Source organism: Caulobacter sp. HJHS_5 (assembly GCF_056683955.1).
Genome location: NZ_JBWZNC010000001.1, coordinates 33,082 through 58,597, shown reverse-complemented (window position 1 = coordinate 58,597; position 25,516 = coordinate 33,082). Strand labels below are relative to the sequence as shown.

The following is a 25,516-nucleotide window of genomic DNA, read 5'->3' as shown; positions in this document are numbered from 1 at the left end:
CGCCGATCACAGCCAGGCGTCGCGAGGTTCGTCCTCGCCGACCTCCAGCCGCTCGCCCATCCACAGCCGATGCAGGCGATTGCCGAGGATGTCGCCGGGGCCTTCGGTGAAACGCGGGTGGCCGAACCGCGCCATGACCTCCGATTGCAGGGCGAGAGCCTTGCGATCCTGGGCGATCACCGGGTTCAGGAACAGGCGGATCGCCGCCTCCTTCAGCCACGCGGGCGCGAAGCCCTTATGGGTGGTGAAGCAGGCGAACGGCAGGAAACTGAAGTCGGTGGACGGCGTGAAGAAGGCGGTGACGCAGAGGGTCAGGTCGCGCCGGCCGTCCCACCGGGCCTGGACGACCGTGGGCGGATAGTAGCGGGTGCGGCTGTGGGAGCGGTCTCGCTCCAGAAAGCGCGACATCAGGCCGAGGTCGGGCCGGGTCTGCTCGATGACCATCTCGACGCCGTCGCCGAAGCTTTCGACCCGCAGCTTGACCGGCAGGCGGCGGTCGCTGCGCCGGATGTAGCCGTGGTGCAGGTGGTTGGTGTGAAAGGGATCGAGCACGTTCTCGATGGCGTCATAGGCCCTGCCCCGCCACGTTCCCTGCGCCCACCAGAAGTGGTCATGGGCCGGATCGCCGAAGGTGGGCGGCAACGACGGTTCGGGCGGCCCGTCCGCCGACAGCCGAACGAAGACGCCGCCATGGCGTTCGACGACCCGCACCGGGGCGGCGGCGAGCCTGCGGCCCGCGCCCTCGGCCAGTTCGCAGCCCGGCACGGCGACGCAGGCGCCGGAAGGACCGAACCGCCAACCGTGATAGGGGCATTCCAACCCGTCGGGACGCACTCGCCCCTCGGACAGCGGATAGTTTCTGTGCGGACAGCGGTCGACCAGGGCCCCGATCTCGCCGTTCGAGCGGAACAGGGCGAGAGGCGTACCCGCGACGGTGACCGCCAAAACTCCGCGAGCCGGCAGGGCTTTCGAGAGGGCGGCGAGGTGCCAGGCGCCCCTCACCGCTTCGGGCAGGGCGCTCACGAGAGGCGGTCTCCGTTCCATTCGATATCGACCGTGGTCGCCGCCGCCGTGCTGACGCCGGACCGGGCGGCGGTGAGGGCGAAACCGAGCCCATCGACGACGGCGCCGAGCATGGGACGGCGATCGCCGGGCCGTCCCGCCACGTCGCGACCCCCGGAGATTCGCGCCCACCACGCGGGCAGGCGATGGTCCCGCAGGGCGAGGCCGAGGCCGAAGGTGGCCAGGGCCGGCAGGAGATGCAGCCCCTGCCCGGCCGAAGCGATGACGAGCGTATCGGCGGATCCGGCGATGGCGCGGGCGAGATGGCCGTCGCCGACGAGCAGGTGAGCGCCGCTGGTCGCGCGCGGGTTGCATTCGATGAGCCAGGGCTCGCCGGCCCGGTCGATCATCACGTCGCAGCCGAACTGGCCGGTGAGCGCGAGGCCGGACGCCAGGCGGCTCGCCAGGTTGTGAAGGCGGTCGGCGAGCTCCGACGCGAGAGGATCGAAGGAGAGGCTGGCGCCGCCCGGCAGTCGCCACTGGCTGTCGTAGGCGGCGAAGGCGGTGAGCCGCCCTTCCCTTGCGACGGCGTATAGGCTGGCCTCGCGGCCGCGAATGCGACGCTGCGCCACCCAGCCGCGGTCCACGCCATCGACGGCCGGCGGGAGCGCGCCGACTGAGGCCGATTGGCCGAAGCGGCCGAAGCGGGCCTTGAACACCCAATCCTCCGCCGTGGCCGCGAACGGCCGCAGATGTTCGGCGGCCTCGACCGAATGGGTCTCGGGGACCGGCAGGTCGAGGGACAGGCAGAGGCGCGCGAAGGCGGCCTTGTCGTGGAGTTGCTGGAGGATGGGCGCCGGGGGGGCGAACAGGCGGGAACCGAGGCCGAGGGCGGCGAGATGGAACACTTCCTCGCAGGCCGGGACGATCAGGGCCGGCCGCAGCGCCTCGTCCAAGGCGGCCACCGCGGCGCTGAAGGCCTCGGGCGCCCGAACCGGCGACGCATAGGCGTGCAGTCGGGCGACGGCGCGGGACCAGCGGGCGACGCGGGCCGGGGCGCAGTCGGCCATGTGGACCTCGTAGCCGGCCGCCGCGAAGTCCCGGGCGAGGTCAACGGCGGCGGCGGCCCGGGCGCCGGTGATGAGGACGCGCTCAGCCATGGGCGGCGATCATGCGATGGCGCTTCGGCGCGGGCGGGTCGGGCGGGCTCTGACTCAGAACCACGGATACGGGCAGGCGCAGGTCGGCGGCGAGGCGCGGGGCGATATCGTCCGGGCGGAACGACGGAGACAGGCGAAGCTCGACCCGATCGGCCGTGGCGACGGCCTGCCAGGCGTGCGGCGGCGGGACCAGGCGATCCATGGCCTCGCTGAGCTGGCGCGGGGTGACCGCGACGTTTCCGAAACGCCAGACGTCCCCTGCCCGACCCATGACCGGCCGGATGCGGCGGCCGGCGTAGCCGCAGTCGCAGGGGCGCGGGTCGAGCTCAATCAGGTCGTCGCCGCGCACGCGGACGATCGGCTGGCTGGTGCGGCGCAGGTCGGTGACGATGGGGCGAAAGCCGTCGACGCCGGGGACGGGTTCGAGCTCGATCTCAAGGCTGTGGTCGTTGAGGTGCAGGGCGCCGCGCTGGCAGGCGGCGCCGAGGAAGCCCTCAGTCGCCTGATAGAGCGGCGCCGGAGCGACGCCGATGTGGTCGGCCAGCCAGGCGGCTTCGGCCTCGCCCATCGGCTCGGCGCCGTAGAACAGCTGAGTAAGGTGCGGCAGAGCAAGGCGCTCGGTCTGCGCCAGGGCCAGCAGGCGCGATGACGGCGCGATGAGGACGGTGGGCGAGAAGGCGTTCAGGGCTTCGGCCGCCTCGCGGACGGGCGTGGTCAGCGGCAGGTAGAGGAACCGGCGGCCCGCGCCCCGGCTGTCGCTGTAGAGACGGCTGTTGGCGCGCAGCAGGAGGGCGATGCGGATGGGCCGCAGCAGGGCGGCGAGCGGCAGGACGCGGGCGATGACCTGGCCGATGTAGTCGGCGCGCTCCCGCGCGTCGGCGACGAACAGGCCGCGCGCGTGCCGATTGCCCGTCGAATAGCCGGCGACGACGCCCGGCCGCACCTCGCCGCTCCCGCCCGCCTCGGCGTCGTCCGCCGCCGCGTGTAGCGCGTCGTGAGTGAGGCCGAGGCTGTTCCAGCGGCCGTAGTCCGCCCGCAGATCGGCGACCTCGGTGATCGGCAGGTCGCTCAGGCGTTTTCCGGCGAACGGGGCGAGCGCGGGGGTGGCGGCAAGGGTCGGCCGCAGGCGCCGCCACAGGCGGGCGCGGCGCCGGCCAAGGCCATCGGCCGAAGCGGTCATGGCCAGGCGGGTGGCCAGCCAGGAGGCGGCGACGCCCTCAGCCCCCATGGTCGCCCCGATAGGCGGCGGCCGAGGCGGCGCAGTGGGACGGCAGGATTAAGAGTTCGGGGTTGGCGACGGCGGCCCAGTGCAGGGCGTCGAGGGTACGGCGGTAGGCGGGCGTGTCGCCAAGGAGGTCGGTGGTCAGGCGCGGCGGCGGACGGTGTTCGGTGATGGCCCTGCCCGACCAGACGGCGTCGCCGACCAGCAGGATGTCGCGTCCCTGCCGGTCGCGCAGGGCCAGGCCCCAGTGGCCGACGCAGTGGCCAGGCAGTTCGACGGCGAGGAGCGAGCCGTCGCCGAGGATATCCCGCCCCTCGGCCAAGGGGGCGAAGGCGGACGGCAGGGCGACGGCCGGGACCTCTTCGAAAGGCCGCGCGCGGGTTTCGGCGTCGGGCGGAACGAGGTCCTCCAGCAGGCCCTGCATGACGCCGCGCAGCCGGCCAGGGGACCGCACCCGGGCGAGCCCCTGGCCAGAGCAATGGATCGCCACGTCCGGCAGCCGGTGCAGGCCGGCGACGTGGTCGCCGTGAAAGTGCGAGACGATGACGCCCCGGATGTCGCCCTGAGCAAGGTCGTTGGCTTGCAGCCAGGGGACCCAGTCCTCGGCCGCGCCGAAGGTCACCGGGGTCGCGAGGGCGTAGAGCCGTTCCGGCCAGCGGCGGGTCGCCTGGCGGAAGGCGTCGTCATAGCCGGTGTCGAAAAGCAGGACGCCCGCCTCAGGGTGCCGGATGACGCCGACCATGGCCGGGAAGTCGGCGGCGCGGAGCGAGCCGCCCCTCAGGGTCATGGCCTCCGGGTGGCGGCAGCGGCCGCGGGCGACCCAATTGAAGCCGACTTGCCTCATGAGCGACGCTCGCGGGCGGCGTCGACCAGGGCGGCCAGACCGTCGAAGGCGGGGCGGAAACCGATGAGCCGCGCGGTCTCCTCCATATCGAAAGTCTGGGAATAGCCGAGGGTGGCCAGGGTGTAGCGGGTCAGGGGTGGCTCGGCGCGCGCGCCGGTGAGACGGGCCGCCCCCTCAAGGGCGCTGGCGAGCGGGCGGGCGACGGCGAGCGGGATGTCGACCGTGCGGGGCCGGCGGCCGAGAGCGTCGGCCAGGGCGGCGGCGATCTCGGCCACGCTGACCGGACGGCCGCCGGAGACATTCACGGCCGCGCCGGCGACGGCGGCGATATGGTTCTCGGCGGCGAGAATGGCGCGGGCGGCGTCGCGGACGTCGGTGAGTTCGATCAGGGCGCGGCCGCCGGCGATCAGAGGGATGGCGGGTCGGGCCAGCAAGGCGGCGAGCCGGGGCAGCAGGACCCGGTCGTCCGGCCCGGTGATGGCGCGGGGGCGAACGGCGGTGGCGGCCAGGGCGGGCGTATCGGCCGCCAGCACGCGGCGTTCGGCGGCGAGCTTGGTGGCGGCGTAACGATTCAAGGGCGGGTCGCGCGGGGCATCGCCCGAGCGCAGGCCCAGGCGATCGCGGAAGTCGGCGAAGATCGAGGGCGAGGAGACGAAGACGAAGCGGGCGCAGCCCTCGGCGCGCGCCGCCGCGAGCAAGGCCTCGGCAGCGTCGACATTGATCTGTTCGAAGGCGCGCGCAGGCCCCCAGCTCGCCGACAGGGCGGCGGCGTGGACGATGGAATCGCAGCCGCGGCAGAGACGGCGCAGGTCCGCGCCCGGCGCGGTGAGATCGGCGGCCTGGAACGCCGCGCCGGTGGCCGTGATCCTGGCCTGCGCCGCCGACGAACGGCCCGTCGCCACGACGGCGTGGCCGTCGGCGCGAGCGGCCGCGACGAGAGCGAGGCCGAGTCCGCCGGTGGCTCCGGTGATCAGGATCCTGCGCGGCACGCGGTTCAGAGCCTCAGCACCATGGCCCCGGCGCTGATCCCCGCCGCCGTGCCCAGCAGCATGACGGCGTCGCCGCGACGGACGAGGCCGTTGTCGAGGGCGTGGACCAGGGCTGTCGGCATGGAGGCGGCGATCTGGTTGCCGGTCTCGGCGAAGATATCGACGACGGGGACACCGGCGTCGGCGAACAGACGGGCGACGTGGACGACGCCGGGCGCGCTGGCCTGGTGGCAGATCACGGCGGCGAGGTCCGACTTCTCCAGACCCGCCTCGGCCAGGGCCGCGTCGATGACCTTGGGCAGGCGGCGGGCGGCGGCCTTGAAGATGCCGAAGGCGTCCATCTCGAACCGGGCGCCGGCGACCAGGGCGTCGTAGCCCTCCTCCACCCGCAGGCGGGTGCCGCCCGCGCGCAGGGCGGCCAGTTCGCTGCCCTCGCCGTAAGTTTCGCAGCGGTAGGCCAGCAGGCCGGCGTCAGCGTCGGCGATCTCGACGGCCACGGCGGCGGCGCCGTCGCCGAAGATCGACAGGGTCTTGGGATTGGCGGGGTCGAGGCCGGCGGAGGCGATGTCGCTGGCGAAGACCACCGCGCGCTTCCAGCGGCCGGCCGCCATGCCGAGGGCGGCTACGTCGAGCGCCGCGACGAAGGACAGGCAGGTCTGGTTGACGTCAAAGGCCGGGATGCCCGAACCGCCGAGGCCGAGCTTCTGCTGCACGAGCACGGCGGTGGACGGGATCGGCTGCTCCATGACGCCGCAGCCGCCGATCAGGACATCGAACTCGCCCTCGCCCCAGCCTGCCTTGGCCAGGGCCTGGGAGACCGCCCGCTCGGCCATGTAGGAACTGGTCTCGTCGGCCTGGGCGACGCCGCGGCTGCGGATGCCGAACTGCGCCTCGACCCAGCCCGACGGCTTGCCGAGGCGGGCGTCGAGCTCCGTGGACGGCAGCTCCTGGCGGGGGCGATAGGCGCCCCAGCCGGCGAGTTCAAAGCGGATCATGCGTCCAGCAAGCCAAGGTGAGCCGGCGGCAGACTAGCGAAAGGCGGCGGCGAACATAAGACGGCTCGCCGGAAGCCTCAGGCGAAGGCGCCCGCGCGCGCCGGGCCGTCGATCTCGCCATAGGCGCCGGGGCGGCGGCGGGTGAGGGCCAGGGCCATGCCGAGGGTCAGGCCCATGGCGACCACCGAGGAGCCGCCGTAGCTGATGAACGGCAGGGTCATGCCCTTGGTGGGGATCATGTTGAGGTTCACGGCGACGTTGATGATCGCCTGCTGGCCGACCAGCACGAAGAGGCCGGCGGCGGCCACCTGTTCGAAGGGGTCGGTGAGCTTCAGCGAGCGATAGAGGCCGCGCACCACGATCAGGGCGAAGAGGCCGATCAGGAAGGTGGAGAAGACGAGGCCGTATTCCTCGGCCGCGACCGAATAGATGAAGTCGGTGTGCAGGTCGGGCACGTGGCGCTTCATGACGCCCTCCCCCGGACCGCGCCCGAACAGGCCGCCGGCGGCGATGGCCTCGGCCGCGCGGGTGACCTGATGGCTGTCGGCCTTGTCGGGGCTGAGGAACTTCTCGACCCGCGCATGCACGTGGTCGAAGACGAAGTAGGTGCTGACCAGGCCGGCGACGGCCACGGCGAACAGGCGCACGACCCAGGACATGGGCACCCCGGCCATCCAGAAGACGGCTCCGAAGGCGACGGTGATCAGCACGGTCTGGCCGACGTCCGGCTGCAGGAGCAGCAGCACCACGGCGATGGCGTAGAGGCCGAAGGCGATGGAGACGCCGGGCACGCCCTCGCCCTTCTGCCCCTCGGCGAACATCCAGGCGACCAGCACGATCAGGGCCGGCTTCATGAACTCGGAGGGCTGCAGGGTAAGGCCGCCGAACTGGAGCCAGCGCGTGGCGCCCTTGGCCTCATGGCCGATGAACGGCAAGGCGACCATCACCGCGATGGAGAACAGGTAGACGAAGAAGGCCGCCCGACGGACGCCGCGCGGCGACAGCATCGAGGCGAGCAGAACCGTGACCGCGGCGCAGGCCGCGAAGAACGACTGGCGGATGGCGAAGTGGAATGGGCTGTCGATGCCGATGCGCACGGCGGCGGCCGGGCTGGAGGCGAAGGACAGGATCACCCCAAGGCCGATGAGGATGGCGACGGCGCCGAGCAGCCAGTGGTCGGTGGTCCACCACCAGACGCCGAGCCGCGAGCGGTCGGTGCGGGCGAAGGTGTGGGTGTTGCTCATGCTCGCGCCCCCTTGAGAGTCGGGCGGGCGATGTCTTCGACGGCGGCGCGGAACGCCTCGCCGCGCTGCTCGAAGTCGGAGAACTGGTCGAAGGAGGCGCAAGCCGGCGACAGGAGGACGATGGCGTCCTCGCCGGAGGCGGCGGCGTCGGCATGGGCGGCGGCGACGGCCGCTTCCATCGTGCCGGAAACCTGGGTCGGGGCCTTGCCGTCGAGGGTGCGGGCGAAGGCCTCCGCAGCCTCGCCGATCAGATAGGCCTTGGCGACGCGCGGGAAGAGATCGTTCAGGCTGTCGATCCCGCCGGCCTTCGGCACGCCGCCGGCGATCCAGTAGAAGCGCGGATAGCTGCTCATCGCCTGACGGGCGGCGTCGGCGTTGGTGGCCTTGCTGTCGTTGACGAAACGCACGCGGCCGACCTGGGCGACGGTCTCCATGCGGTGGGCCAAGCCCGGGAAGCTCATCAGCCCCTCGGCCGCGTCGGCGGCGGCGACGCCGATGGCGCGGGCGGCGGCGTAGGCGGCCGCGGCGTTCTGCCAGTTGTGGCGGCCCGGCAGGCCGCGGGCGCGCAGCAGGTCGGCGACTTCCAGCACGCGCTCGCCGGTGGCGTCGTAAAGCACGCCCTGCAGGGCGTAGATGCCGCGCCCCATGGCCCGGCCGGCGCTGATCGGCCAGATGGTGCGGCGGTTGGCGGCGGTGATCTCGGTGCAGATGCGCTGGCACCAGGGATCGTCGACGCCGACGATGGCGGTGTCGCCCTTGTCCTGGTTCAGCAGGATGCGCCGCTTGGCGGCGATGTAGCCTTCCATGCCGCCGTGACGATCGAGGTGGTCGGGCGAGATGTTGAGCAGGACGGCCGCGTCGGCCTTGAGGCTGGAGGTCAGGTCCAGCTGATAGGACGAGGTCTCCAGCACATAGACGGCGCCGCCGTGCATGTCGTCGAGGCCGAGGACGCCGTAGCCGATGTTGCCGCCGATGCGGACGTCGCGGCCGGCGGTGGCGCAGATGTGGCCCAGCAGGGCCGTGGTGGTGGACTTGCCGTTGGTGCCGGTGATGGCGGCGACCTTGGGACGCTTGTGGGCCAGGGCGGCGTTGACCGTGCGAGCGAAGAGCTCGATGTCGCCGAGCACCTCGACCCCGGCCGCGCGGGCGCGGTCGACCGTCCAGTGGGGGACGGGATGGGTGAGCGGCACACCCGGCGACAGCATCAGGGCGGCGAACCGGCTCCAGTCGACGCCGGTGAGGTCGGTGAGCGGCAGGCCCTCGGCGAGGGCGGCTTCGCGGCCCTTGGCGCCGTCGTCCCAGAGGACGACCTCGGCGCCGCCGGCCATGAGGGCGCGCGCGGCCGTCAGCCCCGTCCGGCCGAGACCGAACACGGCGACCTTGCGTCCCTCGAAGCCGCGGACCGGGATCATGAGCGCGCCATCCCTCCCCTACCGCAGCTTCAGCGTGGCCAGGCCCACGAGGGCCAGCAGCATGGAGACGATCCAGAAGCGGATGACGACGGTGCTTTCCGCCCAGCCCAGCTTCTCGAAATGGTGGTGGATCGGGGCCATCAGGAAGATGCGCTTCTTGGTGCGCTTGTAGTAGGCGACCTGGATGGCGACGCTGAGCGCCTCGGCCACGAACAGGCCGCCGACGATGCCGAGCACCAGTTCATGCTTGGCGCAGACGGCCACGGCGCCGAGCGCTCCGCCGAGGGCCAGCGAGCCGGTGTCGCCCATGAAGATCTTGGCCGGGGGCGCATTGTACCAGAGGAAGCCCATGCCGCCGCCGATCATGGCGCTGCAGAACACCGCCAGTTCGCCCGTGCCCGGCGCGAAGTGGAGTTGCAGGTACTGGGCGAAGACGTAGTTGCCGACGAGGTAGGTGATCAGGCCGAAGACGGCGGCGGCGATCATCACCGGCACGATGGCCAGGCCGTCGAGGCCGTCGGTCAGGTTCACGGCGTTGGAAAAACCGGCGATGGTGAAGGCGACGAAGGCCACGTAGAACCAGCCGACATTCCAGACGAACTGCTTGAAGAGCGGGAAGACGATCGAGGTCTCCAGACCCGGCGTCATCGGCGACTGCGGCGCGAAGACGATCAGCAGCACGCCGGCGACGATGGCCACGGCGAACTGGACGATCAGCTTCTGGAGACTGGAGAGGCCCGCGCTCGTCTGCTTGGTGACCTTGGCGTAGTCGTCGAGGAAGCCGAGGAGGCCGTACGCGCCGGTGACCAGCAGGACCACCCAGACGTGAATGTTGCTGAGGTCCGCCCACAAGAGGGTGCCGACCATCAGGCCGGCCAGGATCATGAAGCCGCCCATGGTGGGGGTGCCGGATTTCTCCAGCACGTGGCGCTCGATGCCGTCGGTGCGGATCGGCTGGCCCTTGCCCTGCCTCGAACGCATCCAGCGGATGAAGCGCGAGCCCATGGCGACGGCGACGATGTAGCCGGTGAACATGGCCATCGCCGACCGGAAGGTCAGGTATTTGAACAGGTTGACGAACGGGACGTGTTCGCTGAGGCCCGACAGGTGCTGGTAGAGCAGATACAGCATCAGGCGTTCGCCTCCCCCGAAGGTCCGGACGCGTCGAGCGTGGCCAGCGCCGCGGCGATGGCCGATGCGCGCGAACCGTTCGAGCCCTTGACCATGACCAGGTCGCCCGGCCCCACAGCGGAGGCGACCTGCGGCGCCAACTCCGCCGCCGTTATCGCGTAACCCCCGCGTCGATTCTGGGGAAGCGCGTCCCAGAGCGATTTCATCATCGGCCCGGCGCAGAACACGAGGTCGATCTCGGCGGCCGCGATCGGCGAAGCCAAGCCGGCATGGAAATCGGCCGAGCCGGCGCCGAGTTCCAGCATATCGGTCAGCGCGACGATCCGCCGCCCGCCCGAGGCGACCCTGCGGGCGCCGAGGCTCTTGAAGGCGGCGACCATCGACAGCGGATTGGCGTTGTAGCTCTCGTCGATGAGGGTGAAGGCGCCGCCCGCGATACGGATGGCTTTCTCGGCGCCGCGTCCTTCGATGGGCCGGAATTCGGCGAGGGCCGCGAGGCCGGTCGCGCGGTCGACGTCGAGCGCTTCCAGCATCAAGAGGACGCAGAGGCTGTTGGGGCCCCAGTGGGCGCCGGTGTTGAGGATCGGGAAGGTCAGGCGCTCGCCGAACAGCATGGCCTCGACCGTGGCGATCCCCTCGCCCGGCGCGAAGCCGAGCAACTGGCCGTGGGCGGCGGGGGCCTGGCCGAAGCTCCAGACCTCGAGGCCGGCGGCTTTGGCGCGGGCGCTTAGCGCCTCGAAGGCCGCGTTTTCGGCGTTGAGCACGGCGACGCCGCCCGGTTCCATGCCGTCGAAGATCTCGCCCTTGGCGCGGACGATGCCGGGCTCGCCGTCCGGGAAGTTTTCGATATGCACCGGGCCGACGGTGGTGATGGCCGCCGCATGGGGGCGGATCATCTTAGACAGCGGCGTGATCTCGTCGGCGTGGTTCATGCCGACCTCGAACACCGCGCGCTCGGTCTCGGCCGGCATGCGGGCGAGCGTCAGCGGCACGCCGATGTGGTTGTTGTAGCTCTTCACCGAGGCATGGGCCGGGCCGGCGAGACGCAGGCCCGCCTCGACGGCCCGGGTGACGCTGGTCTTGCCGACCGAGCCGGTGACGGCGCCGCGACGGGCGGGCGCGCGGTCGCGGGCGGCGACGCCGAGGGCTTCGAGCGCCTGCAGGGTTTCACCCACGAGAACGGCGGGCGCGTCCACCGGGCGCGAGGCGAGGACGCCAGACGCGCCCCTGGCCATCGCTTGGGCGACGAACTCATGGCCGTCGCGGCCGGCGGTCAGGGCGACGAAGAGATCGCCCGGCTCCAGGGTGCGGGTATCGATGGAAACGCCGGTGGCGGCGAAGTCGCCGGCCGGCTTGCCGCCCGTGGCGGCGACGATCTCGGACGCGGTCCACAGAGGGCGGCTCATCGCAAAGCCTCCCCGCGCAGGGCCTGGGCCGTGACGGCGACGTCATCGAAGGGATGATTCACGCCGGCGATCATCTGGCCCTGTTCATGACCCTTGCCGGCCACAACGAGGACGTCGCCCTCGCCCAGCAGGGTGACGCCGGCGGCGATGGCCTCGCGGCGGTCGCCGATCTCGCGGGCGCCGGGCGCGGCGGCGAGAATGGCGGCGCGGATCGAACCCGGCTCCTCCGAGCGGGGATTGTCGTCGGTGACGATGGCGACATCGGCGAGGCGGGCGGCCGCCGCGCCCATCAGCGGGCGCTTGCCGCGATCACGATCGCCGCCAGCGCCGAACACCACGATCAGCTTGCCGGCCACGTGGGGCCGCAGGGCCGAGAGCACGGTCTCCAGCCCGTCGGGGGTGTGGGCGTAGTCGACATAGGCCTCGCCGCCGTTCGGCCCGGCGCCGACGCGCTGCAGCCGGCCGGGCGCGCCCGTGAGGGCTTCCAGCGCGGCCATGACGCCGTCGACCGGCTCGCCGACCGCGAGGGCGAGGCCGGCGGCGACCAGCACGTTCTCGGCCTGGAAGGCGCCCGCCAGCGGCAGGCGAACGTCATAGCGGCGGCCTTCGACTTCGAGGACCAGCCCCTGCCCTTCCGGCACGGGCGTGCGGGCGACGAGGCGGATGGCTTCGCCGGCCCGGCCGACGCTGAGCGTGCGATGGCCCGCGGCGGCGGCCTCGAAGGCGTCGAACGCCTCGCCGTCGGCGTTGAGCACGGCCGCGCCGCCCCTCGGAAGCAGGGTGTCGAACAGGCGCAGCTTGGCGTCGCGATAGGTCGCCATGTCGCCATGATAGTCCAGGTGGTCCTGGGTCAGGTTGGTGAAACCGGCGGCGGCGAGCGTCACGCCGTCGAGGCGACGCTGGTCGATCCCGTGCGACGAGGCTTCCATCGCCATGCGGGTCACGCCCTCGCCGGCCAGGCGGGCCAGCAGTTCGGCGACGTCGGCGGCGTCGGGCGTGGTCAGGCCCGGCGGAGTGACTTGCACGTCGGCGGCGTTGGGACGCGAGACGACGACGCCCAGGGTGCCCATGCTGCCGGCCGCGTGGCCGCCGTGGGCGAAGATCTGGCGGCAGAAGGCGGCGACCGAGGTCTTGCCGTTGGTGCCGGTGACGGCGACGCAGGTCTTGGGCTGAGCGCCCCAGAAGGCGGCGGCGGCCAGGGCGTAGGCACGGCGGACATCGGCCAGTTCGACGACCGGGGCGGCGACGCCCTCGAGCGCGGTCGGGGCGATGACGGCGGCGGCGCCGGCGCCGAGGGCGGCCTCGACATAGGCGCGGCCGTCGGCCCTGGCGCCCGGCAGGGCGGCGAACAGATATCCGGGCTTCACCCGCCGGCTGTCGGCGGTGACCCCGGTGATCTCAGGATCAACCGGAATATCTCGCTGCAGAAGCTGCGAAAGGCGCATCCTACAGACCGTCCCCCGCCGCCGGCGCGGCGGCGGCGACCACGGCGGGCGCCGGAGCGTAGTGGCGCGGAACGCCGAGATAGGGCGCGATGCGGTCGATCACCCGACCGGCGGCCGGCGCCCCCACCCAGCCGCCGGTCGAATAGCCGTAGGTGTTGGCGCTGGGTTTCGGCTCGTCGAGCAGGATCAGCACGAAGTAGCGCTTGTCGGCGGGCGCGCCTTCGGTCGGGAAGGTCGCGGCAAAGGACGAGACCTGCTTGGTGGTGCTGTAGCCCCGGATCGCCGGATCGTACTTCTCGCCGGTGCCGGTCTTGCCGCCGACCGACAGGCCGGGAGCGTCGGCCTTGCCGCCGCTGCCGATAGGATCGGCGACGTTGGCGCGCATGATCTTGAGCATCTCGGCGGAGGTCGCCTCGGAGAACACGCGCTGGCCCCGCGGACGGGCGCCCGGCGGCAGCTTCTTGATGGTCAGGGGCACGAGGACGCCGCCATTGACGATCGAGCCGTAGGCGGCGGAGAGCGCCAGGGGGGTGACGTTCATGCCGTGGCCGAACGAGGTGGAGGCGACGGCGTCTTCGTCCCACTTCTTCGGCGTCAGGGGCGAGGCGGATTCGATGAGGTCGACCTTGGCCCGCTTGGTCAGGCCCATGCCGCCGAAATAGCGCTCCAGACGCTCGGCGCCGATGCTCTCGGCCAGCTTGGCGGTGCCGATGTTCGAGGAATGCTGGAACACCTGGACGAGGGTCAGGATGGCCTTGGCGGCGTGGTAGTCGTGGATCGTGCGGTAACCCAGCTTGAACGGCGTGCGGGCGTCGAAGGTCGACTGCGGCGTGGCGACGCCGGTATCGAGGCCGATGGCCACGGTGAAGGCCTTGAACGTCGAGCCCATTTCGTAGACGGCGGCGGCGGCCAGGTTCTTCTGGTAGTCGGGCGGCGTCGCGCCGGGACGGTTCGGATCGAAGTCCGGCCAGTTGGCGAGGCCGAGGATTTCGCCGGTGTGAACGTCGGTGACGATGCCGACCGCGCCGATCGGGCGGAATTCCGCGACCGCCTTGCCGAGTTCGTCCTCCAGCACGCCCTGAACGCGCATGTCGATGGAGAGCGCCACCTGGCCGCCGCCGGCCGCGGCGTGCAGGGACTCGCCGAGGGCGCGCTCGGCGCCGGCGACGCCCCGGCCGCCGGTGTCGGAGAAGCCGATGATGTGGGCCGCGGTCTGGCCGAGCGGATAGCTGCGGCGCTCCTTCTCCGCGAAGACCAGGCCGGGCAGGCCGAGGTCGTGCAGGCGATCCTTCTGGGCCGGGGTCAGGCCGCCGGCGAGGAAGGCCTGCCTGTCGCCGGCCAGCACCTTGTCGATGCGGCGGGCCGACACGCCCGGCAGGGCCGCCCTCAGGGCCGAGCGGGTGGCGGCCGTGTCCCAGACCACGGTCGGGTCGACGTAGAGATCCCAGTGCATGAGATCGACCGCCAGGAGCGCGCCGTTGCGGTCGACCAGATCGCCGCGCGCCTCCGGGTTGGCCAGGGCGCCGACGCGCTTGCCGGGCCCCGCGAGCGCCGAATGGGCGGCGCCGACGACCAGCACCAGGAAGGCCAGGCCGAAGACCACGGCGACGATGAAGATGCGGATGCGGGCGTCGTCCTGCGGACGGCCGGCGGCGCGGGCGCGCTCGAAGGCGTGCTCCAGACGCCAGACCCAGTCGCCCGCCCATCGCCAGGCCAGCGGCAGTCTCAGACGCTGCGGGAAATGGGCGAGGCTCATGTCGGCGGGGTCTCGATAGCGGGCTGAGCCGGGGCCGGCGCGGAGACGGGCGTCGTCGGCGGCAGCATGAATTTCGGCGGCGGCGGAGCCTTGGCGGCGATGGCGCTGAGCGCGTCGACGGTCGCCTCGCGGTCGGCCTTCAGCGGCTGCATCTGCAGGTAGGATCCGGCCAGACGCGCCATGCGGCGCGGGCGCTCCAGGTAGGCGACCTCGGCGTCGAGCATGCGGACGCGGGCCTTCTCGCTGGCGATCTGGCGCTCGACCTGATCGATGCGGCTGCGTTCGCCGCCGGCGGAGGTTTTCGCGAAATAGACGCCCAGCATCATGATCAGCAGTAGGCTGAGGGCCGTGACCTCGATGAGGCGGAAGCCCCGGATGCGGCGGTTGAAGATCGACGAGAGGATCACGCGGCGGCCCTCCACACGGGGGCGTCGGTGCGCTCGGCGGCGCGCAGCTTGGCGGAGCGCGCGCGCGGATTGGCGGCCATCTCGGCCTCGGTCGGGGCGATGGCCTTGCCGGAGATCAGCCGGAAGCTGTCGGCCGCCGCCTTCCGGGTCGGCGGGGCGTAGCGAGAGGCGCCCGGGGTGCGGCCGGCGCGCTCGTTGAGGAAGGCCTTCACGATGCGGTCTTCCAGCGAGTGGAAGGTGACCACGGCCAGGCGGCCGCCCGGCTTCAGCACCGCCTCGGCGGCGGCGAGGCCGGCCTCGACCTCGGCCAGCTCCTCGTTCACGGCGATGCGCAGGGCCTGGAAGGTGCGGGTGGCGGGATGGGTCTTGGCGCCCTTGCGGCCGCCGACGGCGCGCTCGACGGCCTCGGCCAGGTCGAGGGTGCGTTCGAACGGGCGCTCGGCGCGGCGGCGGACCAGCCACTTGGCGATGCGGCGGCTGTCGCGCTCCTCGCCGTAGACATAGATGATGCGGGCCAGCTCGACCTCGTCGAGGTCGTTGACGAGATCGGCGGCGCTCGCCCCCTCCCCGCCCATGCGCATGTCCAGCGGGCCGTCGCGCATGAAGGAGAAGCCGCGCTCGGCTTCATCGAGCTGCATCGAAGAGACGCCGAGGTCGAGGGCGACGGCGTCGACGCTGGCGGCTTCCAAGTGCTCGGCCATGCGCGAGAAGCGGTCGTTGATCAGGCGCAGGCCGGGAAGGCCTTCGGCGAAGCGGGCGACGCTGGGATCGCGATCAAACGCCATGACGCTGGCGCCGGCCGCCAGGAAGGCGCGGCTGTAGCCGCCGGCCCCGAAGGTGCCGTCGACGACGACGTCGCCGGGCTTGAGGTCGAGGGCGCCCAGGACTTCGCCGAGCAGAACCGAGACGTGCGGGGCTTCGCTCATGTCGCCCCCCGCTGCTGCAGGCGCAGGGCGACGAGGCCGTCGCGGGCGGCGGCGCGGGCGGCGGCGCGGTGCGCCTGGAAGGCCTGGCCCGGCCAGATCTGGAAGCGGTCGCCCAGGCCGACGAGGGCCACGGCGTCGGTGAAGCCGAACTCGGCGCAGACGACGTCCGGCAGGGTGATGCGGCCGGCGGCGTCGAACGCCAGCTTGGTCATGCCGCCCAGCACGCTGGTTTCCAAGGCCGAACGCAGGGGGTCGCCGAAGGGCAGCTCTTCGATCACGGCGCGATACCGGTCGAACAGGGCCTGGCCGCCGGCTTCGAGGCAATCGGCCTCCAGCGACGGGAAGCAGTAGACGCCGTCGAAATCGCCCGTGGCGGCCGCGCGAAAGTCCGACGGCACGACGATGCGGCGTTTGGCGTCCAGCTGCTTGTCGAAGGTGGAGAGAAACACTTCGCCCCTGCCCCCAGGTTCATGGCCCAATCCCAGGGCGCAAGACGGGCATGACCGGCCTGCCGCTGGGCTGAAATTGGGTTAACATGGGATTGACTGGGATACAATGACACCGACCGGGCGATTCTGTGGATGCAGTAAAGATGTCGCATGATCGTGGTTAACGAGCGCTAACCGTCCACAGAACATACACGGAACATTCAACGGTGTTTGTGAACAACTGTAACGTCATGAGGTCGCAGGCGGCGCTGCAGGCGTTAATGCCAGACGGTCTGTAAGCCGGGTTCTGTCCGCCGCCCGAAGACGACGTGACGGTCATTCCTCTGGACCGCCCCTCGCGGAGCGGTTCTCGCGACCAACCCGGGCATCTCAGGCCGGAGACAGCCCTGCCCAAATCCCGAAGGACCAGGCGCGACACCCCTATTCGGTCTTGCTCCAGGCGGGGCTTGCCATGCCGTCCGCATTGCTGCGTCCGCGGTGGGCTCTTACCCCACCCTTTCACCCTTCCCCTGCCGGAGCAGGGAGGTTTGCTTTCTGTGGCGCTATCCCTGGGATCGCTCCCGGCGGGCGTTACCCGCCGCCTTGTCACCGTGGAGCCCGGACTTTCCTCGATACTTGCGTACCGCGACCGCCCGACCGTCTGGCGAAGCAGGGTTTAGTCCTTCGGGATCAATGCGCCAAGCGGGTGATCGGCGAGACCTTGTCGCACCCCGGCCCGATCATCGGCCGACTTGTTCTGCGAAAGCTTGGCGATCCCCTCCAGCCGGCCGACCGTCAGGCGGAAGCCGACAATGCCTCGGACCATGGCTTCGAAACGGCCGGGGGTCATCTTGCCCCGGGTCCAGGGACGCTTGGGCAGGAGGCGGGCCTCCTCCTGGGCGGAGAGATCGTCGAGCAGGGCGATGGTCTCGGCCTCGGTCAGGCGGGTGAGCAGCCCCTCGGCCTCGACCATGCGGTAGTTCCAGGTCGGGACCTGGTCTTCGCTGACGTAGAAGTCGGGGCTGACGTAGGCGTCGCCGGCCAGGGCGGTGAGCACGGCGGGCGTTCCATCCGCGAGATCGGCCAGGACGTTGCCGCGCGACAGGTGGAAATCGAGCGCCGCCCCCTCTCCGCGGATCACCACCGGCGCATGGGCGACGGCGGGACGGCCGTCGTGGAGGGTCGATAGGGTGCAGAACGGCTGCTCGGCCAGCAGGGCGAGAAGTTCGGCGCGATCGACGACGTGGAAGATGCGGGCGGGGTGCACTAGCGCGCCCAGCGCTCCGCGCCGGCGGCGCGCAGCAGGTGGACGAGGCGGGCGCGGGTGTCGCCGCAGGCGACGCCGTCGACGCGGGTCTGCAACCAGTGGCGTTGGAAGGCGGCGACGATGGTCGCCGTGCCCGCGTCATAGGTCCCGGTGGGGGCGCAGTCGTAGCCGAGGCGGGTGAGGCCGGCCTGCAGGGCGAAGACCCCTGCCCCCTCGTCGCCTTCGCCGAGCGGCGCTCCGGGCGAGGCGGCGGGCTCGGCCCAGAGGCCGTGGCCGGCTTCGGCCAGGGTCTTCCACGGGAACAGCTCGCCGGGGTCCTGACGGCGCGCGGGCGCCACGTCGGAGTGGGCGATGATCTTGTTGTCGGGGATGTCCCACCGCGTGCGGATGTCGGCGACCAGGGCGATGACGGCGGCGATCTGGGCGTCCGGGAAGGCCCGGTAGCCGAACTCATGGCCCGGATTGACGATCTCGATCCCGACCGAGGCCGAGTTCATGTCGCGCTCGCCCTGCCAGAACGAAGCGCCGGCGTGCCAGGCGCGGCGCTCCTCGGGAACCAGGAAGAAGATGCGGCCGTCTTCCTCGACCATGTAGTGCGACGAGACCTCGGCGGCGGGATCGCGCAGGCGCGCCAGCGCCGCCTCGCCGGACTGCATGCCGGTGTAGTGGAGGATCAGGGCGTCGGGGGTCTTGGTGCGGGCGTTGAAATTGGGCGACGGGGTATCGATGGTCTCGATCATTCCCAGTCCTCCCCTTCGTCCGTCTCGGGCGCGGGCTTGGGCGCAGGACCGCCTTTGCGGCGGGTGAAACGCAGGGCCGTGTGGGTGGGCGAAAAGGCGCAGACCTTGCTGTCGACCAGGCCGTAGGAGCGCGCGGCGGCGATGACGTCGACGTCCTTGACGGTCGCCTGCTTGCCCTTGCGGGAAATGACCCAGAGCGCGCCCTTCGGCTTCACGCGCTGCATCATGTCCGGCAGGACGTCGAGGTCGTCGAGGTTGTCGATGGCGGCGAACAGCAGGTCGAGATCGTCTTCCTCCTCGGCCAGGGGGACGCGCTCGTTCAGTTCGTCGAGAAAGGCCTCGTCCTCGATCCAGACGGCGCCGATACGCTGGCCCTTCTTGACGCCCAGCTTGTCGAGCCGGTTCGGCGGCTTGGCGATGACCTCGGCCCAGCGAGCGGCCTGGTAGCCTTCGACGAAGGTGAAGCGCGCGCCGTCGGCCAGGACGAGATCGTCGCCCTCGGAGGTGACGCCCTCCAGGGCCGCGCCCGTCCAGACCTCACGCGTGGCGCCCTTGAAGATCAGCTCGGGCGCCTCCCAATGCAGGCGGCCGAGTTCGAACAGTCCGTCGAACTGCGCCTGAACCTTCGCTTCTCTACCCATGGAATCCCCTACCGATCAGAGCGGCAGGTTATCGTGCTTCTTCCAGGGGTTGGCCATCTGCTTTCCCTTCAAACTCCTCAGAGCGCGCACGATGCGGCGTCGGGTGCCGTGGGGCATGATGACGTCGTCGATGTAGCCGCGCTGGGCGGCGACGAAGGGATTGGCGAAGCGGGCCTTGTACTCGGCCTCGCGGGCGGCCAGCGCCTCCGGGTCCTTGGCCTCGGTTCGGAAGATGATCTCCACCGCCCCCTTCGGCCCCATGACGGCGATTTCGGCGGTGGGCCAGGCGTAGTTGATGTCGCCGCGCAGATGCTTGGAGCTCATCACGTCATAGGCGCCGCCATAAGCCTTGCGGGTGATGAGGGTGACCTTCGGCACGGTAGCCTCGGCGTAGGCGTAGAGCAGCTTGGCGCCGTGCTTGATCAGGCCGCCGTACTCCTGCTTCGTCCCGGGCATGAAGCCCGGCACGTCGACCAGGGTCAGCAACGGGATGTTGAAGGCGTCGCAGAAGCGCACGAAGCGGGCCGCCTTGCGGCTGGCGTCGATGTCCAGCACGCCGGCCAAGGCCAGGGGCTGATTGGCGACGACGCCGACCGGCTGGCCGTCGAAGCGACCGAAGCCGCAGACGATGTTCTTGGCCCAGTCGGGCGAAATTTCGAAGAAATCCGCCTCGTCGACGATCTTCAGGATCAGCTCCTTGATGTCGTAGGGCGTGTTGGCGTTGGTGGGGACAAGGCTGTCGAGCGAAGGCTCGGCGCGCTCCGGATCGTCGAAGCTCTCGCGCCGCGGCGGCTTCTCGCGGTTGGACGACGGCAGGAAGTCGACCAGGCGGCGGACCTGGGTCAGGGCCTCGAGATCGTTGTCGAACGCGCCTTCAGCCACGCCCGAGCGCGCGGCATGGACCGAGGCGCCGCCGAGATCCTCGTGGGTCACAGTCTCGTTGGTGACCGTGCGCACCACATCCGGGCCGGTGACGTACATGTAGGACGTGTCGCGGACCATAAAGATGAAGTCGGTCAGGGCCGGCGAATAGACGTCGCCCCCGGCGCAGGGGCCCATGATGACGCTGATCTGCGGGATGACGCCGCTGGACAGCGAGTTCTCCAGAAAGATGTCGGCATAGCCGGCGAGGCTGTCGACACCCTCCTGGATGCGGGCGCCGCCGGCGTCGAACAGGCCGATCAGAGGGGCGCCCATCTTGCGGGCCTGGCGTTGAACCTTGACGATCTTCTGGGCATGCGCGCCCGAAAGAGATCCGCCGAAGACCGTGAAATCCTTGGAGAAGACGTAGACGACGCGGCCGTTGATCGTACCCCAGCCGGTGACCACGCCGTCGCCGGGAATCTTCTGGTCCTGCATGCCGAAGTCTTGGCTGCGATGCTCGACGAACATGTCGAACTCTTCGAACGAGCCTTCATCCAGAAGGAGGTCCAGGCGTTCGCGCGCCGTGAGCTTGCCCTTGGCATGCTGGGCCGCGATCCGCGCCTCGCCCCCGCCCTGCCGCGCGGCGGCGCGACGACGCTCCAGCTCCTCCAGAATCTCCTGCAAGCGCGTGATCTCCCTGGTGAAGTGGTGAGCGTAGATTGGTGGAACCGTTGGCGCAAAGCATGCAATCCAAAACCAGCGTCATGCTGAGCAGGCCGCGGAGCGGCCAGGTCGAAGCACGCCAGGCGGCGATGCAATGCGTCCTTCGACGCGCGGCCTGCAGCCGCTGCTCAGGATGACGAAGATTTTTGCGTTCTAACCGAGCGCATTGAACCAATGCTCGAGCATGCGGGCCTCGATGGCCTGGCGGTCGACGCGCTCGGCGGCCTCCTCGTCATGGCCCCAGGCCTCGATCTGGAAGTCCTCGTCGACGCGGGAGGCGGCGAAGGCCTCGTCGCCGGTGAGGCGGCCGTGACGGAGGGCCAGCGCGATCACCGCCGAGCCGAACAAGGCGGTGGCGAAGGCGAGGCCCGAGAGGGCGAAATCGCTTTCGGCGGCGGCCAGGGCGCCCACCCGCTCGACCGTGGCGGCCGGCTGCGGGCGGTGGACGATGCCGGAGGCCACCTCGAACTGGAGGTCGAGCGCCTCGCCGGCCCAGGCGAGCAGCGGGTCCCAGGCCAGGGCCTGGCGGGCGACCAGGGCGGACGGGTCCTCGGCGCGGTAGCAGAGCAGGTCCGAACCGGCGTAGCGGGCGACCTCCTCGGCGGTTTCGGCGCGCGCCGCCGGGATGTGATCGAGGGTGGTGAAAGCCAGGCGGGTGGCGTGCAGGGTGGCCGGATCGATAGTCTCGCCCTGCGCTTCCCATTCGGCGGCGCAGAGGTCGGCGAGGGCCTTGGTCGGGAGCACCAGCGGCGTTCCGGACGGGCTCTTCGGCGTGCGGCCGTCGAGCTTGACGGCGAAGCCCTGCCCTTCCGCCTCGGCATGACAAGCGGCGTAGAAGCGACGCGCGAGCGTCGGCCGGTCACCGTGGTGCTGGGTCATTTGCGGCGGGTTCCGCGGGTCTGCTTGGTGGATGGCGGGCCGTTGCGCTTGCGCTGGAAAGGCTCGGGATCGGCCTCGTGCTCCTCGAAACCGAAGCGATGGAAGCCGGCGGCCAGTTCGGGACTGATCGGGGCCTCGACCGCCAGCATCCCGGCCGAGGGATGCGGCACCACGATACGGCGGGCGTGCAGCTGCAGCTTCAGGCCTTCCGACAGCGGTTCGGACTTCTCGTCGCCATACTTGGGATCGCCCAGGATCGGATGACCGATGGCCTTCATGTGGGCGCGCAGCTGGTGCGTGCGGCCGGTGTGGGGGCGCAGCGCCATCCAGGAAGCTCGCGGGCCGGCCCGGCTGAGGGTGACATACTCGGTCTCAGCGGGGTCGGCGGCGGGGTCCTTCGGATCGGCGGGGACGACCATCTCGCGGTCGTTGATGCCCTTCTTGGCGAGATGCAGCTCGATCAGCCCGTCCTGCGGGGTCGGGTTGCCGGCGACCAGGGCCCAGTAGGTCTTCTCGGCCTTGCGCTTGGCGAAGGCGCCTGAGAGCTTGGCGGCGGCGCTGGGCGTCTTGCCGAGCAGGAGAACGCCGGAGGTGTCGCGGTCGAGGCGGTGGACCAGGCGCGGGCGCTGAACCCCCTCGCCCCACGCGCTGAGCAGGCGGTCGATATGCTTGGCGGTCTTGGTGCCGCCCTGCACCGCGAGGCCGGCCGGCTTGTTGAGCGCCAGGACTTCCTCATCCTCATAGAGTACCAGGGAGCGGGCGTAGGCGATATCGCGGTCGGAGATCTGCTTCTTCTCGCCGGGCGCCGGGGCGTCGGGCAGCGGCGGCACACGGACCTGCGATCCGGCCGCCAGCCGCGTGTCGGCCTTGGCGCGCGAGCCGTCGACTCGCACCTGGCCGGAGCGGAACAGGCGGTTGAGCTGGATGTGATTCAGATGCGGCCAGCGGCGCTTGAACCAGCGGTCCAGGCGCGATCCGTCCTCGCCGCTGTCGACGTAGAGGGTGCGGACTTCCTTCATGCGAACACTCGGCGCGCCAGCAGCATGCCGGCGAAAAGGGCCGCGACCGAGGCCGCGACCGAGAGGATGACGTAGAGGCCGGCTTCGCCATAGGCGCGGCGCTCGATCATCAGCGCCGTTTCCAGCGAGAAGGCCGAGAAGGTGGTGAAGCCGCCCAGCGCGCCGACGCCGAGCGTGACGCGCCAGCGCTCCTGGCCCGCGGGCATGGCGTGGGCGAGCCAGGCCATGAGAAAGCCCATCAGCAATCCGCCGACGATATTGACCGTCAAGGTGCCGAAGGGCCACCGCGCGCCGAGCAACCGCGTGGCCTGAATGCCGACGCCGTAGCGGGCCATCGACCCGAGGGCGCCGCCGATTGCGACAAGAAGCCAGTTCATCCGCCCGGCTTATACCGCTTGCGACGGCGGGCCTAGGTTTAGCTGCGATAGCGCGCGGCCGGATCGGCGTTGCGAATGCCGGGGATCAGCGCCTGGCGAGAAGCCTCGAAGGCGTCCCACAGCGCGGGGTCGGCCAGCGACGGCAGGGTGACCAGTTCGCGACGATCGAAGCCCACCAGGGCGGCGTCCACCAGCTCGTCGGCGAGCATCATGTCGGGGATCGTGTCGGGGTGGATGCCGCCGCGCTCCCAGATTTCCGTGCGGGTGGCCGCCGGCATGACCGCCTGCACATAGACGCCCTTTCCACCGAAGGCGGTGTTCAGCCCTTGGGACAGGCTCTGCACGAAGGCCTTGGTCGCGTTGTAGAGACCAAGCGGCGCTTCTGGGATGAAGGCGACCACCGAACTGACATTGACGATCGAGCCGCCCTCCTCGCGTCGGCTCCACCGTTGGGCGGCGGCGATGGCGAGGCGCGAGGCGGCCGTCACGTTCAGGGCGACCAGTTTCTCGATCGAGGCGCCGTCGGCCGAGTCGTAGAAGCCTCCGACGGCGGTTCCGGCGTTGTTGACCAGCACGCCGATGGCCGCGTCTTCGCGCAGCCGGGTCTCAAGCGCCGTGGTGTCGGCGGACTCGGAGAGGTCGGAACGGATGACTTCGACCGCCACGCCGGTCTCGGAGCGCAGCCGCTCGGCCACGGCGTCGAGACGCGCAAGGTCGCGGGCGGCGAGGATCAGGTCGTGGCCGCGCCTGGCGAACCGGTCGGCGTAGATCGCGCCGAAGCCGCTCGAAGCGCCGGTAATGAGGACAGTGGGAAGCTTGGACATGGGGAGGACTCCAGGGGGAGGAAGGCGGCCTCAGGGTTGGCGCAGGCGCACCTTGACGGTCGTCGAGAGGCCGGGGCGAAGGCGGTCGAGACCCGCCTGCCCCGGATCGAAGCGGATGCGCACGGGCACGCGCTGCACGATCTTGGTGAAGTTGCCCGTGCCCGGCTCGAACGGCAGGAGCGAGAACTGCGAACCGGAGCCGGGGGCGAAGCTTTCGACCCGCCCCGTCAGGGTCTTGCCCGGCAAGGCGTCGACCTTGATGGCCGCAGCCTGCCCCGCCAGCATCCGCGCGACCTGCGTCTCCTTGAAGTTGGCGGTGACGTAAAGCGCCTGCATGGGCACGACGGTGAGCAGTCGCGAACCCGGCTGCACATAGTCGCCCGCCTCGACCTTGCGGTCGCCGACCACGCCGTCGACCGGGGCGAGGATCACGGCGTGGGCCTGATCCTGGCGGGCGAGATCGAGGGCGGCCTGGGCGCGAGCGACCTGAGCTTCCGTCTCGGCGACGGCAGCCTGCAGGGTGGAGCGCTTGGCGAAAGTGACATCGCGCTGGTGCTGACTGACGGCGTACTGAGCGCGGCTGCGGTCGGCGGCCGACTGGGCGGCGACGGCGGTGGCGCGGGAAAGATCCAGTTCCCGCGGCGCTATGGCGCCGGTGCCGGCCAGGGCTTCGTAGCGGCGACGATCCAGGGCGGCGCGCTCGTTCTCGGCCTCGGCTGAGGCGATGGCGGTGGCCGCCGAGGCGACGTTCGCCCCGGCCAGTTTCTCCTCGGCGTCGAGGGAGACCAGGGCCGAGCGGGCGGCCAGGACGCCGGCCTTGGCGTCGAGCAGTTCGGCTTCGGCGGCGGTGACGCGGGCGTCGTATTCCTCGGAGTCGATGCGCACCAGGGGCTGGCCGCGACGGACGACTTGGTTGTCCGCCACCAGGACCTGAGCCACCAGACCCTTGACCTTGGGCGCGACCACGGAGCTGTCGGCCTGGACATAGGCCGCGTCGGTCGAAACGGCGGCCTTCGGCATGGCGATGACCGCGGCGCCCGCGGCTGCGACAACGACCGCCGCGCCTACGGCGAGCGTGGTCTTGCGTGAGAACGGCCAGGCGAGAGGTCGCGCGGCGACCGCCGGCTTCAGCACGGCTTCGGACATCGTAAGGCTCCGGAAGATCAGTGGGCCAGGGGCAGGACGAGACGCTCGGCCAGGGCGCGGCGGGTGCGGGCGAGGATGGCTTCGGAAGCCTCGAGGTCTGGTTCGATCCGCGCCAGGCTGACGGCGCCGACGATCTCGTTGACCACGGAGCCGGCGGCGGTCTCGGCGTCGGGCCGGCCCATGGCCTGAAGCGCTTCGGCGATGCGCTCCGCCATGCGCCTCGCTCCGGCGCCGATGCGCTCTCGGGCCGTGGGTTCGAGGCGGGGGGCGTCGGCCGAGAGGAACGGCAGCGGGCAGCCGCCGGTGCGCATCTCGCAGTGCGCGCGGGACAGGTAGAAATCGAGGTAGAGGGCGAGGCCCTCGGCGGGCGCCCTCCCCTCCAGAGACCGGGTCAACCGCTCGCCGCCTTCGACGAACATCTGCTCGATGGCGGCGGCGACCAGGTCGTCACGCGAGGCGAAATGAGCATAGAAGCCGCCCTGGGTCAGGCCGGCCTTGGCCATGACGGGCGCGACCGCGACCTTCTGCACGCCTTCCGTGCGGATCGCCGTGGCGGCTTCCCTGAGGATGCGCTCCCGCGTCTGCTGCTTGTGTTCGGCGCCATAACGCATGGCCCGCCTCCTGATCGTCGCCTGTTATATGTCATGTATAATATTATGTGCGCAATAT

At 70.9% G+C, this 25,516-nt stretch carries 25 protein-coding genes and 1 other RNA gene; all 26 read right to left on the bottom strand.

The window, feature by feature from the left end:
• Positions 1–6: 6 nt before the first annotated feature.
• A complete protein-coding gene (locus ACFLIT_RS00355; protein ID WP_479909191.1) occupies positions 7–1,023 on the bottom strand; it encodes a Rieske 2Fe-2S domain-containing protein in 1,017 nt (338 codons plus the stop codon).
• Positions 1,020–2,162 carry an ATP-grasp domain-containing protein gene (locus ACFLIT_RS00350; RefSeq protein WP_479909190.1) on the bottom strand — a complete coding sequence of 381 codons (1,143 nt, stop codon included), beginning with the start codon at positions 2,160–2,162 and terminating at the stop codon, positions 1,020–1,022. The genes ACFLIT_RS00355 and ACFLIT_RS00350 overlap by 4 nt, the downstream gene beginning before the upstream one ends.
• Positions 2,155–3,390: a cell division protein FtsA gene (locus ACFLIT_RS00345; RefSeq protein ID WP_479909189.1), complete on the bottom strand. Its 1,236-nt coding sequence runs from the start codon at positions 3,388–3,390 to the stop codon at positions 2,155–2,157. The genes ACFLIT_RS00350 and ACFLIT_RS00345 overlap by 8 nt, the downstream gene beginning before the upstream one ends.
• Positions 3,380–4,228 (bottom strand): MBL fold metallo-hydrolase, encoded by an 849-nt coding sequence (locus ACFLIT_RS00340; RefSeq protein ID WP_479909188.1) that lies wholly within the window; start codon positions 4,226–4,228, stop codon positions 3,380–3,382. Before ACFLIT_RS00340 ends, ACFLIT_RS00345 begins: the two co-directional genes overlap by 11 nt.
• Complete coding sequence (locus ACFLIT_RS00335; protein ID WP_479909187.1) at positions 4,225–5,217, bottom strand: NAD-dependent epimerase/dehydratase family protein; 993 nt, start codon at positions 5,215–5,217, stop codon at positions 4,225–4,227. Before ACFLIT_RS00335 ends, ACFLIT_RS00340 begins: the two co-directional genes overlap by 4 nt.
• Positions 5,218–5,222: 5 nt before the next feature.
• Positions 5,223–6,212 (bottom strand): 3-oxoacyl-[acyl-carrier-protein] synthase III C-terminal domain-containing protein, encoded by a 990-nt coding sequence (locus ACFLIT_RS00330; RefSeq protein ID WP_479909186.1) that lies wholly within the window; start codon positions 6,210–6,212, stop codon positions 5,223–5,225.
• A 77-nt stretch (positions 6,213–6,289) separates the two neighbouring features.
• Positions 6,290–7,456, bottom strand: a complete 1,167-nt coding sequence (gene ftsW, locus ACFLIT_RS00325) for a putative lipid II flippase FtsW (RefSeq protein ID WP_479909185.1) — start codon at positions 7,454–7,456, stop codon at positions 6,290–6,292.
• On the bottom strand, positions 7,453–8,868 hold the full coding sequence (gene murD, locus ACFLIT_RS00320; protein ID WP_479909184.1) for a UDP-N-acetylmuramoyl-L-alanine--D-glutamate ligase: 1,416 nt from the start codon (positions 8,866–8,868) through the stop codon (positions 7,453–7,455). The genes ftsW and murD overlap by 4 nt, the downstream gene beginning before the upstream one ends.
• Positions 8,869–8,886: 18 nt before the next feature.
• Entirely contained in the window at positions 8,887–9,999 is a 1,113-nt protein-coding gene (mraY, locus tag ACFLIT_RS00315) for a phospho-N-acetylmuramoyl-pentapeptide-transferase (RefSeq protein ID WP_479909183.1), read from the bottom strand.
• Positions 9,999–11,405 (bottom strand): UDP-N-acetylmuramoyl-tripeptide--D-alanyl-D-alanine ligase, encoded by a 1,407-nt coding sequence (locus tag ACFLIT_RS00310; protein ID WP_479909182.1) that lies wholly within the window; start codon positions 11,403–11,405, stop codon positions 9,999–10,001. Before ACFLIT_RS00310 ends, mraY begins: the two co-directional genes overlap by 1 nt.
• Complete coding sequence (locus ACFLIT_RS00305) at positions 11,402–12,850, bottom strand: UDP-N-acetylmuramoyl-L-alanyl-D-glutamate--2,6-diaminopimelate ligase (RefSeq protein ID WP_479909181.1); 1,449 nt, start codon at positions 12,848–12,850, stop codon at positions 11,402–11,404. Before ACFLIT_RS00305 ends, ACFLIT_RS00310 begins: the two co-directional genes overlap by 4 nt.
• Before the next feature lies 1 nt (position 12,851).
• Positions 12,852–14,606 (bottom strand): peptidoglycan D,D-transpeptidase FtsI family protein, encoded by a 1,755-nt coding sequence (locus ACFLIT_RS00300; protein ID WP_479909180.1) that lies wholly within the window; start codon positions 14,604–14,606, stop codon positions 12,852–12,854.
• Positions 14,603–15,013: a cell division protein FtsL gene (gene ftsL, locus ACFLIT_RS00295; RefSeq protein WP_479909179.1), complete on the bottom strand. Its 411-nt coding sequence runs from the start codon at positions 15,011–15,013 to the stop codon at positions 14,603–14,605. The genes ACFLIT_RS00300 and ftsL overlap by 4 nt, the downstream gene beginning before the upstream one ends.
• A complete protein-coding gene (gene rsmH / locus ACFLIT_RS00290) occupies positions 15,010–15,939 on the bottom strand; it encodes a 16S rRNA (cytosine(1402)-N(4))-methyltransferase RsmH (RefSeq protein ID WP_479909178.1) in 930 nt (309 codons plus the stop codon). Before rsmH ends, ftsL begins: the two co-directional genes overlap by 4 nt.
• Positions 15,936–16,388 (bottom strand): division/cell wall cluster transcriptional repressor MraZ, encoded by a 453-nt coding sequence (locus tag ACFLIT_RS00285; RefSeq protein WP_479909177.1) that lies wholly within the window; start codon positions 16,386–16,388, stop codon positions 15,936–15,938. The genes rsmH and ACFLIT_RS00285 overlap by 4 nt, the downstream gene beginning before the upstream one ends.
• 259 nt (positions 16,389–16,647) lie before the next feature.
• Positions 16,648–17,032: RNase P RNA component class A (rnpB, locus tag ACFLIT_RS00280), an RNA gene on the bottom strand.
• Positions 17,033–17,043: 11 nt separating this feature from the next.
• The gene (locus ACFLIT_RS00275; RefSeq protein WP_479909176.1) at positions 17,044–17,634 is read right to left on the bottom strand and encodes an FMN-binding negative transcriptional regulator; all 591 of its coding nucleotides are present in this window, start codon (positions 17,632–17,634) and stop codon (positions 17,044–17,046) included.
• On the bottom strand, positions 17,634–18,374 hold the full coding sequence (locus ACFLIT_RS00270) for a peptidoglycan recognition protein family protein (RefSeq protein ID WP_479909175.1): 741 nt from the start codon (positions 18,372–18,374) through the stop codon (positions 17,634–17,636). Before ACFLIT_RS00270 ends, ACFLIT_RS00275 begins: the two co-directional genes overlap by 1 nt.
• Positions 18,371–19,015, bottom strand: coding sequence for a DUF3052 domain-containing protein (locus tag ACFLIT_RS00265; protein ID WP_479909174.1), 645 nt, complete (start codon positions 19,013–19,015; stop codon positions 18,371–18,373). The genes ACFLIT_RS00270 and ACFLIT_RS00265 overlap by 4 nt, the downstream gene beginning before the upstream one ends.
• Before the next feature lie 15 nt (positions 19,016–19,030).
• Complete coding sequence (locus tag ACFLIT_RS00260; protein WP_479909173.1) at positions 19,031–20,563, bottom strand: acyl-CoA carboxylase subunit beta; 1,533 nt, start codon at positions 20,561–20,563, stop codon at positions 19,031–19,033.
• 192 nt (positions 20,564–20,755) lie between these two features.
• Positions 20,756–21,481, bottom strand: coding sequence for an ATP12 family chaperone protein (locus ACFLIT_RS00255; protein WP_479909172.1), 726 nt, complete (start codon positions 21,479–21,481; stop codon positions 20,756–20,758).
• On the bottom strand, positions 21,478–22,500 hold the full coding sequence (locus tag ACFLIT_RS00250) for an RluA family pseudouridine synthase (RefSeq protein ID WP_479909171.1): 1,023 nt from the start codon (positions 22,498–22,500) through the stop codon (positions 21,478–21,480). The genes ACFLIT_RS00255 and ACFLIT_RS00250 overlap by 4 nt, the downstream gene beginning before the upstream one ends.
• Complete coding sequence (crcB, locus tag ACFLIT_RS00245) at positions 22,497–22,877, bottom strand: fluoride efflux transporter CrcB (protein WP_479909170.1); 381 nt, start codon at positions 22,875–22,877, stop codon at positions 22,497–22,499. The genes ACFLIT_RS00250 and crcB overlap by 4 nt, the downstream gene beginning before the upstream one ends.
• 38 nt (positions 22,878–22,915) lie before the next feature.
• Complete coding sequence (locus ACFLIT_RS00240) at positions 22,916–23,701, bottom strand: SDR family NAD(P)-dependent oxidoreductase (protein ID WP_479909169.1); 786 nt, start codon at positions 23,699–23,701, stop codon at positions 22,916–22,918.
• Positions 23,702–23,731: 30 nt separating this feature from the next.
• Positions 23,732–24,847, bottom strand: a complete 1,116-nt coding sequence (locus ACFLIT_RS00235; RefSeq protein ID WP_479909168.1) for an HlyD family secretion protein — start codon at positions 24,845–24,847, stop codon at positions 23,732–23,734.
• 17 nt (positions 24,848–24,864) lie between these two features.
• Positions 24,865–25,458 carry a TetR/AcrR family transcriptional regulator gene (locus tag ACFLIT_RS00230; RefSeq protein ID WP_479909167.1) on the bottom strand — a complete coding sequence of 198 codons (594 nt, stop codon included), beginning with the start codon at positions 25,456–25,458 and terminating at the stop codon, positions 24,865–24,867.
• Between the last annotated feature and the right edge of the window lie 58 nt (positions 25,459–25,516).

Coding starts and splice junctions, on each gene's coding strand:
- ACFLIT_RS00305 (WP_479909181.1), bottom strand. CDS start 12,850: ATGCGCCTTTCGCAGCTTCTGCAGCGAGATATTCCGGTTGATCCTGAG.
- ACFLIT_RS00265 (WP_479909174.1), bottom strand. CDS start 19,015: ATGGGTAGAGAAGCGAAGGTTCAGGCGCAGTTCGACGGACTGTTCGAA.
- mraY (WP_479909183.1), bottom strand. CDS start 9,999: ATGCTGTATCTGCTCTACCAGCACCTGTCGGGCCTCAGCGAACACGTC.
- ACFLIT_RS00300 (WP_479909180.1), bottom strand. CDS start 14,606: ATGAGCCTCGCCCATTTCCCGCAGCGTCTGAGACTGCCGCTGGCCTGG.
- rsmH (WP_479909178.1), bottom strand. CDS start 15,939: ATGAGCGAAGCCCCGCACGTCTCGGTTCTGCTCGGCGAAGTCCTGGGC.
- ACFLIT_RS00230 (WP_479909167.1), bottom strand. CDS start 25,458: ATGCGTTATGGCGCCGAACACAAGCAGCAGACGCGGGAGCGCATCCTC.
- ACFLIT_RS00330 (WP_479909186.1), bottom strand. CDS start 6,212: ATGATCCGCTTTGAACTCGCCGGCTGGGGCGCCTATCGCCCCCGCCAG.
- crcB (WP_479909170.1), bottom strand. CDS start 22,877: ATGAACTGGCTTCTTGTCGCAATCGGCGGCGCCCTCGGGTCGATGGCC.
- ACFLIT_RS00270 (WP_479909175.1), bottom strand. CDS start 18,374: ATGATCGAGACCATCGATACCCCGTCGCCCAATTTCAACGCCCGCACC.
- ACFLIT_RS00350 (WP_479909190.1), bottom strand. CDS start 2,162: ATGGCTGAGCGCGTCCTCATCACCGGCGCCCGGGCCGCCGCCGCCGTT.
- ACFLIT_RS00340 (WP_479909188.1), bottom strand. CDS start 4,228: ATGAGGCAAGTCGGCTTCAATTGGGTCGCCCGCGGCCGCTGCCGCCAC.
- ACFLIT_RS00255 (WP_479909172.1), bottom strand. CDS start 21,481: ATGACCCAGCACCACGGTGACCGGCCGACGCTCGCGCGTCGCTTCTAC.
- ACFLIT_RS00250 (WP_479909171.1), bottom strand. CDS start 22,500: ATGAAGGAAGTCCGCACCCTCTACGTCGACAGCGGCGAGGACGGATCG.
- ACFLIT_RS00310 (WP_479909182.1), bottom strand. CDS start 11,405: ATGAGCCGCCCTCTGTGGACCGCGTCCGAGATCGTCGCCGCCACGGGC.
- ACFLIT_RS00240 (WP_479909169.1), bottom strand. CDS start 23,701: ATGTCCAAGCTTCCCACTGTCCTCATTACCGGCGCTTCGAGCGGCTTC.
- ACFLIT_RS00235 (WP_479909168.1), bottom strand. CDS start 24,847: ATGTCCGAAGCCGTGCTGAAGCCGGCGGTCGCCGCGCGACCTCTCGCC.
- ftsW (WP_479909185.1), bottom strand. CDS start 7,456: ATGAGCAACACCCACACCTTCGCCCGCACCGACCGCTCGCGGCTCGGC.
- ACFLIT_RS00345 (WP_479909189.1), bottom strand. CDS start 3,390: ATGGGGGCTGAGGGCGTCGCCGCCTCCTGGCTGGCCACCCGCCTGGCC.
- murD (WP_479909184.1), bottom strand. CDS start 8,868: ATGATCCCGGTCCGCGGCTTCGAGGGACGCAAGGTCGCCGTGTTCGGT.